The sequence below is a fragment of the Ferrimonas balearica DSM 9799 genome, from assembly GCF_000148645.1.
Classification (GTDB): domain Bacteria; phylum Pseudomonadota; class Gammaproteobacteria; order Enterobacterales; family Shewanellaceae; genus Ferrimonas; species Ferrimonas balearica.
In genome coordinates this window covers 64,303-78,443 of the sequence record NC_014541.1, presented here as the reverse complement: position 1 = coordinate 78,443, position 14,141 = coordinate 64,303, and the positions used below count along the sequence as shown (strand labels likewise).

Genomic DNA, 14,141 nt, shown 5'->3' with positions numbered 1-14,141 from the left:
AAAGAAAAACGGCACCCTAAGGTGCCGTTTGTGCTGTTACTGGGCAATGCCGCTGTGGCGCAGCAAGGCGTCAATCTCCGGCTCACGGCCACGGAAACGGGTGAACAGCGCCATCGGCTCCTCACTGCCCCCCATCTCCAACACGTGCTGCAGGAAGTCGCCGCCCACCTGCGGATTGAAGATCCCCTCCTCCTCAAAGCGGGAGAACGCGTCTGCGGAGAGCACTTCGGCCCACTTGTAGCTGTAGTAACCCGCCGCGTAACCACCGGCAAAGATGTGGCTGAAGCTGTGCTGGAAGCGATTGAACTCCGGCGCCTTAATCACCGCCACCTGGCCGCGCACCTGGTTCAGTACGTTCTGGATCGGGTCAGCGTCCTGCAGCTCGCTGTACTCAAGGTGCAGGCGGAAATCGAACAGGGCGAACTCCAGCTGGCGCAGCATCATCATGGCACTCTGGTAGTTCTTGGCCGCCAGCATCTTCTCCAGCATCTCGGTGGGCAGCGGCTCACCGGTCTGGTAGTGACCGGAGATCTCCGCCAGCGCTTCACTCTCCCAGCACCAGTTTTCCAGGAACTGGCTGGGCAACTCGACCGCATCCCACGGCACGCCGTTGATGCCGGCGACGCCCGGAGCGTCTTCGATGCGGGTCAGCATATGGTGGATGCCATGGCCAAACTCGTGGAACAGCGTAACCACTTCGTCGTGGGTAAACAGCGCCGGCTTGTCGCCCACCGGACCGTTGAAGTTGCAGGTCAGGTACGCCACCGGCTTCTGCAGGCTGCCATCGGCGCGCACCCGGCGGCCCTGGCAATCGTCCATCCAGGCACCGCCGCGCTTGTTCTGGCGGGCATACAGGTCGAGGTAGAAGCTGCCGCGCACGCTGCCATCCGCTTCCAGCAGGTCGAAAAAGCGAACGTCTTTGTGCCAGGTGTCGACCCCTTCACGCTCCTGAACCTTGACGCCGAACAGGCGCTCAACGGTGTGGAACAGACCGGACAACACCTTGTTCTCCGGGAAGTAGGGGCGCAGCGCCTCATCGGAGATCTGGTAACGGTGCTGTTTCTGCTTTTCCGCGAAGTAGGTGATGTCCCAGGCGTTCAGGCTGTCGACGCCGTGCTCCGCTTTGGCGTACTCGGTCAGCTCTTTGAGCTCACGTTCGCCCTGCCCTTTGGAGGCCAGTGCCAGCTCATTGAGGAAGCTGATCACCTGCTCCGGGGTTTGTGCCATCTTGGTGGCCAGCGATTTGTGGGCCGGGCTGTCGAAACCCAGCAGCTGGGCCAACTCCTGACGCAGGGCCAGGATTTCGCTCATCAGCGGGCCGTTATCGTATTGTCCTGCGTGCGGGCCCTGGTCGGAGGCGCGGGTGCAGAACGCGGTGTACACCTCACGGCGCAGTTCGGCGTTGTCGGCGTAGGTCATCACGGCCAGGTAGGAGGGGAACTCCAGGGTCAGCAGATACCCCTCCAGTCCACGCTGGGTCGCGCTCTGCTTGGCCGCTTCCAGGGCCGATTCCGGCAAACCGGCCAGCTCCGCTTCATCAGTGACCAGCTTGGTCCAGGCGTTGGTGGCATCCAACAGTTGGTTGGAGTACTGGCTGGACAGCTCGGACAGGCGCATCACGATCTCGCCATAGCGCTTCTGCTCCGCCTCCGGCAGACCAATACCGGACAGCTCGAAATCACGCAGGCCGTTCTCAATCACCTTCTTACGGGCGGGACTCAGGTCGGCGTAGCCGTCACTGGCGGCCAGCGCTTTGTAGGCCTCGTACAGATCTTTGTTCTGGCCCAGCCAGGTGCCGTACTCAGACAGCGCCGGCAGACAGGCATCGTGGGCTGCGCGCAGGGCGTCGTTGCTCACTACGGAGTTCATATGGCTGACCGGTGACCACAGGCGGGACAGGGTGTCCTCCACTTCGTCAATCGGGGCAATCAGGTTGTCCCAGGTCGGTGCAGCACCACTGGCCAGCACCCGCTCAACGGTTTCCCGACACTGCTTCAGCGCGTGCTCTACCGCAGGCTGAACGTGTTCCGGTTGGATCTGGGAAAAAGCGGGTAAAGCGTGTGGCTCCAGCAACGGGTTGGTCATGGCGACTCCTTGTGAGGCCGACTCTGCGGCCCCGTTTGACAATGGGATGTTGTAACCATAGATGCGGTCAAAGGGCGGGAAGTTCAAGTCCGAAACAACGATTGGCCCCATCGTGACACTTTGCCTGTTCTAGGCTTTTAGCGTTGAGGGTGCAAGGAGAGTTGCCATGACCAAACCAATCATCGCCGCCGTTCGTCCCGCCAAAGTGGCGCTCAAAGCGGGCCAGTCCTACTGGTTCTGCCGCTGTGGACGCTCTGCCACACAGCCGTTTTGCGATGGCTCCCACAAGGGCACGGACTTTACCCCGCTGGCGTTCTCACCCGAAAAGGATGGCGACGCCTACCTGTGCCAGTGCAAACGCAGCCAGGAGCAGCCCTATTGCGACGGCAGTCATGCCCGCATTCCCGCCGAGCAGGTCGGCACCGAAGGCGGAGAGAATGACGCCCCAAAGCGTGAGGCGGCGGACGGCAGCAGCAACGCGAACCGCCCGCCGCAGGCCGAACCCACGCCGGAAGAGCCGGAGGTGGCGTTCATCCACCAGCTGGCCAGAGAAGGGCTTGCCGGTGGCCATCATGGCCCGATGGTGGCGATGGGGGTGCCACGACACACCCTGCCCCAATGGGATGCCATTCAGGTGATGGTGGCGCAGTTGGCGCGGCCGCCCCTGCTGGATGACGCCCGGGTTGGGACAGAGTTGGTGATCGGTCCCCGCGCCCGCAAACCCCTGACTCTGGCGATGCCTCTGTTTGTGTCGGACATGAGTTTTGGCGCTCTGTCCCGGGAAGCCAAGATCGCCCTGGCGCAAGGGGCGGAGTTAGCAGGCACCGGCATCTGTTCCGGCGAAGGTGGCATGCTGGATGCGGAACAGGCCGCCTGCTCGCGCTACTTCTATGAGCTGGCCGCTGCCCGCTTTGGTTTTGATGAGGCAAAGCTTAAGGGCGTGCAGGCCCTGCACTTCAAGGCCGGACAGGCCGCCAAAACCGGTACAGGCGGTCACCTGCCTGCTGATAAGGTGACCGAGGAGATCGCCGCCGTTCGCGGCTTGCCTGCGGGCCAACCGGCCATCTCGCCCGCCCGGTTTACCGACCTCACCAGCCCACGGGATTTCCGCCGCTGCGCCGACCGCATCCGCGAAGTCACCGGGGGCATCCCCATCGGCTTTAAGCTCTCCGCCAACCACGTCGAACAGGATATCCAGTTTGCCCTCGAAGCCAGTGCCGATTACCTGATCCTTGATGGCCGCGGCGGTGGCACCGGAGCAGCCCCGGCGCTGTTCCGTGATCACATCAGCGTGGCCACCATCCCGGCCTTGGCCCGGGCCCGGCGTTACCTCGATGCCCAGGGCCAACGGGACATTACCCTGATCATCACGGGTGGCCTGCGCACCCCGGCAGACTTTGTCAAAGCGCTGGCATTGGGGGCCGATGGCATCGCGCTGGCCAACGCCGCCATTCAGGCCCTGGGCTGCGTCGGGGCACGGATGTGCAACAGCAACCGCTGCCCCACCGGCATCGCCACTCAGGACCCCACCCTGCGCCAGCGCCTCGATACCCAAGCCGGGCCGCAACGGGTAGCGCGTTATCTGCAAAGTGCCTGCGAGTTGATGACGGTCATGGCCCGGGCTTGCGGTCACGCGCACCTGAGTGATTTCAGCCTGGCGGATATTGCCACCGCCGACCGCGAGCTGGTGGCGCTGGCCGGGGTGCCTTATGTGGGGGTCAGCAAAGAGGTTAATTCCTGACGGCAACGTTCCTCAGTCGGCTCAATGGGCTCAGGGATCGAAAAAGGGTTGTGGTCCTACTCGGTAACACAACCCTTTTGAAGAAGCCCACATGTACAGACGCCGGATTATCCTTGCCGCGGGATTGGCCCTGCTTTGCGGCTGTCAGAGCCTGATCCATTTTGCCCTGGAGCAGGCCACCGGCCAGAACCTTGGCTATGGCGACGCCGAGTGCCGGCGACTCCAACTGCAGTGTCACCCTGAAGATTACCGCAGCTGGCTATCGCCTTCGGGCCAGCGCCAATGCAGCTGCCAACCTTGTTTCGGCGACGACAACCGGTAGGCTCCGGGCCGCGACGATTAAAACGCCATGGTCAGGTGGATACCCGCCCAGGTTTGATCCGTTTCAATCCCCTCATCCTTAGCCATCTGGCGGTGGGCCTCAGTGTGTTCGGCGATCAGGGTCAGCCCCAGCTGTTCGGTTAACTGGTATCCCAGGGTGGCCCCCACGGCCAGGTGGTTTTCGCCATCATGATCCGGATTGGCGTAGCCATAATCCAAACCGGCGATCACATAGGGCGTCAGGGCCAGGCGCTCATTCAGGGCAAACTCCCGCTGAATGCCGATTTCAACAAAACTGCCCTCAGATTCGGTGCTGTAGACGTAGTCGATAAAGGGCTCAAACCAGCTCAGGCCACCGTAGGCGACCCCCGCCCCAAGCTCATTATCGGCTTCGTCATCTTTAAAGAACTCAAGGCGGGTATAGCTGCCGTAGAAGGCGAAATCACCCAGCTCAAAACCGTACTCGATGCCCAGATTCAGTTCGTCATAATCCACATCGGAGTCGGCGGCATAGCCGTAAGCGGCACTGAGCACGATGCCATTATCAAAGCCCGCGGCACCGCTGGCCCAATAGATGCCTCCCTGCTCCAGGTTATCCCGGCCTTGAGAGATGTACTTGCTGTCGTACCCAAAATCGACTTCATATTCGGCCGCGCCCGCACCAATGGCGGGAAGACAGAGGGCCAGGGCTATCAGGGATCGCTTCATCATCAACTGCTCGCAAAAGAGAAAATAACCGGATTACGAATCAATCTTATTTGCACTCGCTGCGAGTTCGTTGTGATATTGATCAAACTGGGGCAAAACCCGACATGCCGGGTTGAAAAAATGTGAGCGACATTCGTTAAGGTCGGTACTGAACAGTAAGATTAATTACCCTTAAGGAATGAACTCACCGGCGCACCCTCCCTGTTGCTTCCGGGTCATCGCCCGCGCGACTGATGAATGGATGCAGCGTGCCCCCCCGAACCAATCGACATTGAATGACTCCGCCGGATAGCGCGGCCTCACAACAACTGGCAGCCATTTCGGCTGAGTCACCGGCTCACTGAACGCCCTTTCCGATAAGGGCAATCCCTTGTTTGCGGTTGAGTGCGCCCCCAGATCAGGGTACAACTCCGCCAATGCGTATTCGCCCCACGGGGCCATCAGGTAAAGGAAGCTTCCCATGGCACAGCAATTTGACTACATCGTTCTAGGCGCCGGTTCCGGCGGTATCGCCTCAGCCAACCGCGCGGCCATGCGCGGCGCCAAGGTGCTGCTGATCGAAGCCCAGCACCTCGGTGGCACCTGCGTAAACGTCGGTTGTGTACCGAAGAAAGTGATGTGGTTTGGTGCCCAGGTGGCGGAAGCCATCAAGCTGTATGGCCCGGATTACGGCTTTGATACCACCCTCAACCAGTTCAGCTGGAGCAAGCTGGTGGAGAGTCGCGAGGCCTACATCGAGCGCATCCACGGCGGCTACAACCGCGGCCTGGATGCCAACGGCGTAACGCTGGTCAAAGGCTTCGGCAAATTTGTCGACGCCAAAACCGTTGAGGTGAACGGTGAGCACTACACCGCGCCGAACATCCTGATCGCTACCGGTGGCCGTCCCACCATCCCGGCCATCCCCGGTGCTGAGCACGGCATCGATTCCAACGGCTTCTTCGCCCTGACCGAGCAGCCCAAACGTGTGGCGGTGGTGGGTGCCGGTTACATCGCCGTCGAGCTGGCTGGTGTGCTGCACAGCCTGGGCAGTGAAACCCACCTGCTGGTGCGCAAGCACGCGCCGCTGCGCAACTTCGACCCGATGATCGTCGATACCCTGGTGAAACTGATGGCAGCGGAAGGCCCGACCCTGCACACCCACTCCATCCCCAAAGCGGTGGAGAAAGAGGCGGACGGCAGCCTGACCCTGCATCTGGAAAACGGCAACAGCCTCAACGTGGATTGCCTGATCTGGGCCATCGGTCGAGAGCCGGCCACCGACAAGATCAACATCGAAGCGTCGGGCGTGAAGGTGAACGAGCGCGGCTTTATCCCGGTGGATGAGTACCAGAACACCAATGTGCCCGGCATCTACACCGTGGGTGACATCATGGAGGGCGGCATTGAACTGACTCCGGTGGCAGTGAAAGCGGGCCGTGCCCTGTCCGAGCGCCTGTTCGGCGGCCAGCCGGAAGCCAAGATGGACTACTCGCTGGTGCCCACCGTGGTGTTCAGCCACCCGGCCATCGGCACCATCGGCCTGACCGAACCTCAGGCCCGCGAGCAGTACGGCGACGACAATGTGAAGGTCTACACCTCCTCCTTCGCCGCCATGTACACCGCAGTGACCGCTCACCGTCAGGCCACCGAAATGAAGCTGGTGTGCGTCGGCCCCGAGGAGAAGATCGTTGGCCTGCACGGCATCGGCTTCGGTATGGATGAAATCCTCCAGGGCTTCGCCGTGGCCATCAAGATGGGCGCCACCAAGGCCGACTTTGATGCCACCGTGGCCCTGCACCCCACCAGCGCCGAAGAGTTCGTGACCATGCGCTGATTCACTCAGCGCAACAAAAAAGCGCCCCTCTCGGGGCGCTTTTTTTATCACCACAGGTTCTGGCTCAGCTGAACAGTGGCAACGCCTTGGGGGTAAAATTGGCGATATTGGGGAATACGGCTTGCAAGTCCGGCTCGGCCACTCCCATCCAACGCGCCAGTGTGGCACCAATCTGATCCACCGAGGTGGTGGGAAGCAGACGGCCGGCAGAGAAGTCGTCCTCCCCTCCGGGCACCAACGAAGGCCAGGTGCCGACCGTTGTCCCGGCCATTGGGGCGCCGCTGATCACAAACTGGTTGTTGCCCCAACCGTGGTCAGTCCCGGTGGCATTGGGGATGATGCGACGGCCAAAATCAGACAGGGTTACCGTCGTCACCTTGGACGACAGCCCTTGTTCATCCAGCAGGTCATAGAAGTTTTTCACCGCCCGGCTGAATTGAGACAGCAGCGCCTCATGACTGGACACCTGGTTGGCATGGGTATCGAATCCCCCCAGGTTGAGAAAGAAGATCTGCCGGTTCTGGGTCAGTGATTCCCGACTGTTGATGAACTTCAGCGTTGCGTCCAGCTGCAGACTAAGCGGGTTGTCGCTGTCCGCGGCCAGGGTCGCGTTGGCCGCCCCACTGATCACACCATTCACCGTCTGGCTCGCGTAAATGCTGTCTCGCATGATGCCGCGGAAATGCTCCCGAAAGGGATCAGGCCTTTCATTATCCAGCGTCTGTATGTAGCGATTTTTAAGGAAAGTCCTCATGGTGATGGTTTGCGCCCCGGAGGCTGACAAACTGTTGGCTTTATCCGGCCCCCGGAACAGCCGGGACTGACCCGCGAAGCTGTACATCGGGGGGATGTCACTTTGCTGGCTTAGCTGCGCCATCAGCCGCGATCCCCAACCACTGCTCAGGGATTTGTTGATGGCGTCTCCCCGCAGCCACTCGTAGGTCTGGGAGTTATGGGAGAACAGCATGTCGGGTTCTGCCCCATGATCCGCAACCGTCATGGGCCGTTTCAGCACTCCGCAATTGAGCAGTCCGGTTACATAGCCCCGGTCACACAGCGCCTTGAGGCCCTCCATCGAGGGGTGCAATCCCAGTTCAACCGTATTGCCGGCTCGATCCCGTCCGGACAATGACGTGGTCAGCAGGTTGGCTTGCGGGATCGCGAGGTGTTTACGGATGTTCGCGTACTCCTGATAGTGCGTATCGTCCGTGGGCACCAGAGTATTGAACCCATCGTTGCCCCCGTTGAAGTAGATGCAAACCAGTGCCCGGTAGTCGCTGACCGCCGTCGAAGCGGTTGCCCAGCCCACTTGAGACATTAAGGCTGATGCGCCTATTCCCTTTAAAAACGTTCTTCTTGAAATTGGCATCCGCTCAGTCCTGAATAAAGAATTCATCGGAGTTGGCGATCAGCACACCAACGGTTTCTCTCATGCCGACATCTGGATTACTGGCACTCTCAATCAAGGCTCTCAAGTGCGGCTCCAGCGTGGGATTCATGTCCTCGCCAAAAAACAGGAATCGGATCTTGTCGATTGCTCTGTCCACATCATCAAAGTCCTCAGTGAAGTAGCTCACCTCAAAATCCACATCCTTTGACTCAAACAGCATGGCCCGCATGTAATTGGCACAACCGGCATAGGCCGTCCAGGAGAGTATCTCCGCTTCGGGAGCGGTCTTCTGTTCGCTGCCGATCACGTAATCCGGCGAAAAGAAGTTGAAAACCGAGGTCGCGCGTAAGGGTCCCTGACCCGCCGCCCAGTAAGCGTATTTACTGCCCGAGAACTTGCGGGTTTGGTCATCGAGTTGGCCATTCATGCCTCGAACCAGATTAAGTAAGGCGATCAACGGCTCTTTAATCTTCCTGGGCGGCGCATCAGGATTCAGCCCCAAAGCCTCCTCATCCAGCAACAACGCTTTGACCACCGCGCCGATGTCGCCGCGGACGCCATGGCCATTATCGATAAAGACCTGCGCCACCCGTTCAACATACTCGGGAGAGGGGTTGGAGCTCACCAGACGTTGAATCATGTGTCGGGCGAAAAATGGCGGGGTATTGTGATGTTCAAACAGAATATCCAGCACCTGGCGCATATCCTCCAGCGCCGTCTGGCCCGCGGGCAAACTGTGCCCCAACGCGGCTTTGCTGCCGGTGTCGTGGTACGACTCATCGGCGCTCATCGGTTCGATATACTCGGCATCGCTTTTCTGCCATCCGGTGAAGGCGCGGGCAATCTCCTGAACATCCTGCTGGGTGTATGAGGGGATCGGCAAACCCGAGTCATCCCGCTTCAACGTCCCATCCGCATTGAGCTCATACAACCCGATGGTGAACAGCTGCATCACTTCACGGGCATAGTTTTCATCCGGCTGAAACCCCCGCGCTTCGTCCGCCTTACGGCTGTTGATCAGGGTCAGATAGGCGCCCATTGCCGGATGCAACGAGACCGCTTCCAACAGGTCCCGATAGTTGCCAAAACTGCCGGTAACCAGGTTGTTGTAGTAGCGGGTCAGTGCCTCTTCCCGCTGGCTTAGTACCCCCAAGCGGGACACCACAAACAGCTCACTCAGGGCAAACGCTACGCGCTGTCGCAGCTGATCTGGTGCGGTTGCGCTGAGGTAGAACCAGGTGTCCTCTCGGTCATCATGGGATATCCCCATTAACTCCGCAGGCTCATGGGAGGAGGGCGAAAGAGCGAGTTGCTCATCAATCCAGGCTACAGGCTCAAAACCGGCATAGTTCTCCACATCCGCAGGCGTTGGGCCAAAGGTGCTTTGCAGGAGCAGGCGCTGATACTGTTTTTTGCTCGGGGCATCGACCGTGACGGTAAACGTCGCCATCTCAGATTCCGCTTCGCCGTCGCTCAGCTGAAATGCCCACTGTTGCGTTCCGGTTTTCAGAGGTCTCAGGGTCAGCTCCCCCTGTTCATTCACGCTGATGGCGGTGCTGTCATCGTCAGTCACCCATTGCGCCAACTGCAGGGCATCACCATCGGCATCCTGTCCCAGTTGGTCCAGAGAGAGCGTGACCGAGGCGCCGTAGCGAACGGTGTCCGGATGGACATAATCCATCGCCAGCGGAGCCTGGTTCTGCTCCGGCTCCGGAGTCGGGTCAGGATCCGGCGTCGGGTCGGGGTCAGGATCCGGGTCGGGGTCCGGGTCCGGGTCCGGAGTCGGGTCAGGATCCGGGGTAGGATCCGGGTCGGGGGTTGGGTCAGGATCCGGCGTAGGGTCCGGGGTCGGGTCCGGGGTTGGCTCTTTTTCATCGATACCGGGAGATTCCGGTATCTGAGGCTCGGTATCCCCACACCCCTGCAATAACACCAGGGCACACAAGGCCTGGCACAACAATATCGGTTTCAGATTCAATCCCATGGTATCCCCTAACGTAGAACGTCCTTCTGCTCTAAAAACCTCTCAAGGTGTGAACCCCTGTCTCGCAGGGACCGGCAACAATCTCATAACGCCTCTATTTTCACCCCACCAAAGGGTCTATGCGACGGCGAAACCCCCGGCCTTGCAGCCCTGAACTATAACGATGCGAGCAAACCGGTAATTTTCTTCACTTTGCCAGTGAATCTCTGCACCAAACGGTAACCATCCCACGGCAAGATATTGAGCCAACCGGGGCTCCTGCCGACAAATCTTTGCCCTGTCCACAGCTTCCACCCAAGGCGTGAACCCCCTCACAAAGCCACAACAAAGTCGCAACCCCGCAAGCCATCCCCCTGCCGCGAAGCAAGTAAAACCAGATTAAAAACAGGGCATTACATTGGGATCTGACGGCAAATTGATCTAAATCAACATTGCCTTAAGTAGATTTATCTAATGCAGATCTATCTAATTAAGCGGGTTAGCATTTGGTTAAGCCGAAGTGAAACGACGCTTCGCGATAACCAAAAAACAACGGGAGATCGAGATGAAAACAACCAGCCAAACTGCACTCGCGATGCTGTTGCTGACCCTCGCTGCAGGGGCGATGGCCGTGGATGGTGGCAACCCCAAGAAGGGCAAGCATGAGTACAAGCGCGAATGCAAAGCCTGTCACACCGTCGGAGCCGAGGGCGGAGAGATCACCCCCATGTCCAAAACCATGGGCCAGTGGGATCGCTTCTTCCAGCGCGACAAGCACAAAGCCAAGCCTGAGGTGTTTGAGCAACTGGACCCGCAAAAACTGCTCAATATCCACCAGTTCCTCTACGACCACGCCGCCGATTCTGAGCAACCCGCCACCTGCGGTTAAGTGTCAGCCATGACAAAGGAGTGTTGATGATGAAAACCCTCGTAGCCACCCTGGTCTCACTGGCACTGACTGCCCCGGCGCTGGCCGCCGAAACCAGTGAACAAGAAGCGCTAAAACTGCGCCTTGATGAGCTCAATGAAGAGCTTGAGTACCTCTCCGACCGACTGGACAAAGCGGAACGCCACACCGCCACCGACCGTATCCAGTTCAGCGGCGACTTCCGGGTTCGCGCCCATACCCTGCACTACCAGGACGTCACCTGGAATCCCGCCATGCTGGTGGACTTCAACGACTTTGGCGCCAAGGCGATGTCCGGCCAGCTGGGCGACCCCAATAACCCCAACTCACCGCTCGGCGCTCTGATGGCGTCCAATCCTGCCCTGGCCGAAGCCTTTATGAGCGGCCAGCTGCAGGGTGTGATGCCGATGGTGCTGGCCCCCAAGCAAACCTACGACGTTAATAACGACATCCTCTACAACACCCGCCTGCGCCTCAATCTGAAGGCCCAGGTGTGGGATAACGTCAGCTTTGCCGGCCGCCTCACCATGTACAAAAACTGGGGCGATTCCACCGGCGTTCAGGTGTTCGATTCCTGGCGCAGCTTCACCATGGACGGCACCAACAGCGGCAACACCAGCGGTGACTGGCTGCGGGTTGAGCGCGCCTACTTTGACTGGAAAAACATCGCCGACAGCAACTTCTACCTCTCCATCGGCCGCCGTCCCTCCACCTATGGGCCGCCGACCCAATACCGCGAAAACGAACTGCGCGGCGGTACCCCCTCCGGCCATCTGGTCAACTTCAATTTCGACGGCGCTACCCTGGGTTACAGACTGGGTGAGATCACCGGCATCGAGGGCCAGGTGCTGCGCTTCTGCTACGGCCAGGGCTTTGAGTCACAGTGGGGCAATGGCGAGATGTACGGTGACATCGTCACCAAGGACACCCACCTGGGGGGATTCAACATCGATGCCCTCAACGATGGCACCCACTTCCTTCAGCTGACCCTGTTTGGCGCCAAAGACGTCAATGATGGCTTTAAGGGGCTGATGGCGTTCCCCACCCAGTTGGCCGGGATCTTTGCGCCCACCATGTACCAGGACATGCAGAAGTTTGATGACTTCAACTTTGTCACCCGGGTGCAACCCTCCAGTGTGATTGGCGACATGTACCTGGGCGGCATCGGCTACGCCTATGAGGGCGACAGTGGCTTTGTTGGCTTCGCCTCTCTGGGCTGGACTCGCACCGAGTCCAACGGCAACGCTGGCCTGTTCGGTGGCATGCTGGCCGACGCCCGCTTTGAAGCGGCCCTCAATGCCGATGGCACCGAAATTCTGATGGTGCCGGTGGCCGCTCAGGACGCCGGGGATCACGACGGTTACGGCGCCTATGTGGGTATCCAGATCCCCGCACCGGGCGGCAAGTTCGGGCTGGAGTACAACTACGGCTCCGAATACTGGACTCCCTTCACCCAGGCCCAGGATGACCCCATCGGCAGCAAGCTGGCCACCCGTGGTCACGTTGGCGAGGCGTACTACATCTTCGACATCAATCCGAAGATGCACATCAAGCTGTCTGGCCTCTATTACGACTACGAGTACAGCGGCAGCGGTACCCCGGTTGGCGCCCCGCAGAAGGTCGAAGACATTCTCGCCGGCACCGCCTACTCCATGTTGCCGGTGGTCGATACCGCCTACGACATCAACGCCACCCTGGCCCTGAGATTCTGATTGTAGAGCGCCCGCCCCGCGGGCGCTTTGGAGACCCCTATGAAACGTCACACTATTCTGTTGTTGGGGCTGCTGGGCTGGCCAGCGCTGGCCAGCAACCCCCACGCCGAGTTTATTGAAGGCCCCATCAGCACCGGGCCGGAAGCCACCGCCCAGTGTCTGACCTGCCATGAACAGCACGCCAAAGACTTTATGCAGAGCTCACACTGGACCTGGTCACTGCAGCAGGAGTTGCCCGGACGTACGGTCGATCGCGGCAAGAAGAACGTGATCAACAACTTCTGTGTCGCCGTCAGCGGCAACGAACCACGCTGCACCAGTTGTCACGCGGGCTATGGCTGGGAGGACAACCAGTTCGACTTTACTGATATGGCCAAGGTGGATTGTCTGGTCTGTCACGACACCACCGGCACCTACGTCAAAGATCCCGCTGGCGCGGGCGCCCCGCTGGCAAAGGTGAACCTGCTGCGGGTGGCTCAGAACGTGGGCGAACCGGTCCGCGATAACTGCGGCAGCTGCCACTTCTACGGCGGCGGTGGCGATGGCGTCAAACATGGCGACCTCGACTCCAGCATGGGCTATCCGGACCGTCAGACCGACGTCCATATGGATGTCGATGGCCTCGACTTCCAGTGCCAGGCCTGTCACGAAACCCCCAATCACCAGATCAGCGGCCAGGCCATGGGGGTTTCTCCGGGCGGGCAGAACCACTTTGGCTGCGAAAACTGCCACGATGCGGCCCCGCACGACAACGCCAAACTGGACAGCCACACCGCCAGCGTGGCGTGCCAGACCTGCCACATCCCGTTCTTTGCCCGCAATGAACCGACCAAGCTGACCTGGGATTGGTCCACCGCCGGTCAGGACAAGCCGGAAACCAAGGATGAGCATGGCCGCAAAACCTACCAGCGCAAGAAGGGTGACTTTACCTGGGGTGTGATGGTGGAGCCGGAATACGCCTGGTACAACGGCAACGGCGACGCTTACGTGGCGGGTGACAAGATGAACCCGGAACAGGTCACCAAGCTGGCCTTCCCCCTGGGCGACATCTCCGACCCCAGCGCCAAGATCTACCCGTTCAAAGTGCACCGTGGCGAGCAGATCTACGACGCCGAGCACCGGGTGTTCATCACCCCCAAAGTCTGGGGTGAAGGGGGCTACTGGAAAACCTTCGACTGGGACCAGGCATCCCGTCTCGGCATGGCGGCCAACGCTGAAATGCAGAAGCTGGGCCTGAGCTACAGCGGCAAGCATGGTTTTGCCCCCACTGAGATGTGGTGGCGCATCAACCATATGGTCTCCCCCAAAGAGGACGCGCTGGGTTGCATGGATTGCCACGGCAGTGGCGACCGCCTCGACTGGAAGGCCCTCGGCTACGACGGTGACCCGATGAAACAAGGCGGCAGAAAGACCGACTAAGGGGCGCTCCCGTCCCCTCCCTGCAGGTTTTGGGGTGGCTTTGGCCACCCCTTTTTTGTACCTGAATCCTGCCACTGGC

10 protein-coding genes are annotated in these 14,141 nt (G+C 60.0%); 6 read left to right on the top strand and 4 right to left on the bottom strand.

The annotated features are described in order from the left end of the window. Positions 1-36: 36 nt before the first annotated feature. Positions 37-2,085, bottom strand: a complete 2,049-nt coding sequence (prlC, locus tag FBAL_RS00325; RefSeq protein WP_013343578.1) for an oligopeptidase A — start codon at positions 2,083-2,085, stop codon at positions 37-39. A 166-nt stretch (positions 2,086-2,251) separates the two neighbouring features. On the opposite strand from prlC, the gene FBAL_RS00320 reads away from it, so the two are divergent. Further along, positions 2,252-3,826 carry a glutamate synthase-related protein gene (locus FBAL_RS00320; protein WP_013343577.1) on the top strand — a complete coding sequence of 525 codons (1,575 nt, stop codon included), beginning with the start codon at positions 2,252-2,254 and terminating at the stop codon, positions 3,824-3,826. A 91-nt stretch (positions 3,827-3,917) separates the two neighbouring features. Next, positions 3,918-4,148 carry a hypothetical protein gene (locus tag FBAL_RS20130; RefSeq protein WP_148226686.1) on the top strand — a complete coding sequence of 77 codons (231 nt, stop codon included), beginning with the start codon at positions 3,918-3,920 and terminating at the stop codon, positions 4,146-4,148. A 17-nt stretch (positions 4,149-4,165) separates the two neighbouring features. Here FBAL_RS20130 and FBAL_RS00310 read toward each other — a convergent pair whose 3' ends face one another. After that, complete coding sequence (locus FBAL_RS00310) at positions 4,166-4,858, bottom strand: hypothetical protein (protein ID WP_013343576.1); 693 nt, start codon at positions 4,856-4,858, stop codon at positions 4,166-4,168. 457 nt (positions 4,859-5,315) lie between these two features. Here FBAL_RS00310 and gorA point away from each other — a divergent pair, with 457 nt between their 5' ends. Continuing rightward, a complete protein-coding gene (gene gorA / locus FBAL_RS00300) occupies positions 5,316-6,671 on the top strand; it encodes a glutathione-disulfide reductase (protein ID WP_013343575.1) in 1,356 nt (451 codons plus the stop codon). 64 nt (positions 6,672-6,735) lie between these two features. Here gorA and FBAL_RS00295 read toward each other — a convergent pair whose 3' ends face one another. Both FBAL_RS00295 and FBAL_RS00290 read right to left on the bottom strand, forming a co-directional pair. Next, positions 6,736-7,989: a DUF1501 domain-containing protein gene (locus tag FBAL_RS00295; RefSeq protein ID WP_216086800.1), complete on the bottom strand. Its 1,254-nt coding sequence runs from the start codon at positions 7,987-7,989 to the stop codon at positions 6,736-6,738. Between the two features lie 55 nt (positions 7,990-8,044). Continuing rightward, positions 8,045-10,045, bottom strand: a complete 2,001-nt coding sequence (locus FBAL_RS00290) for a DUF1800 family protein (protein ID WP_013343573.1) — start codon at positions 10,043-10,045, stop codon at positions 8,045-8,047. Between the two features lie 544 nt (positions 10,046-10,589). Between FBAL_RS00290 and FBAL_RS00285 the strand changes: the two genes are divergently transcribed. The 3 genes from FBAL_RS00285 to FBAL_RS00275 are packed head-to-tail and all read left to right on the top strand — an operon-like array spanning position 10,590 to position 14,062. Further along, positions 10,590-10,913 (top strand): c-type cytochrome, encoded by a 324-nt coding sequence (locus FBAL_RS00285; protein ID WP_013343572.1) that lies wholly within the window; start codon positions 10,590-10,592, stop codon positions 10,911-10,913. Between the two features lie 29 nt (positions 10,914-10,942). Then, on the top strand, positions 10,943-12,643 hold the full coding sequence (locus FBAL_RS00280; RefSeq protein WP_041251385.1) for a DUF3373 domain-containing protein: 1,701 nt from the start codon (positions 10,943-10,945) through the stop codon (positions 12,641-12,643). A gap of 39 nt (positions 12,644-12,682) precedes the next feature. Then, positions 12,683-14,062, top strand: coding sequence for a tetrathionate reductase family octaheme c-type cytochrome (locus FBAL_RS00275; protein WP_013343570.1), 1,380 nt, complete (start codon positions 12,683-12,685; stop codon positions 14,060-14,062). Positions 14,063-14,141 lie beyond the last annotated feature (79 nt).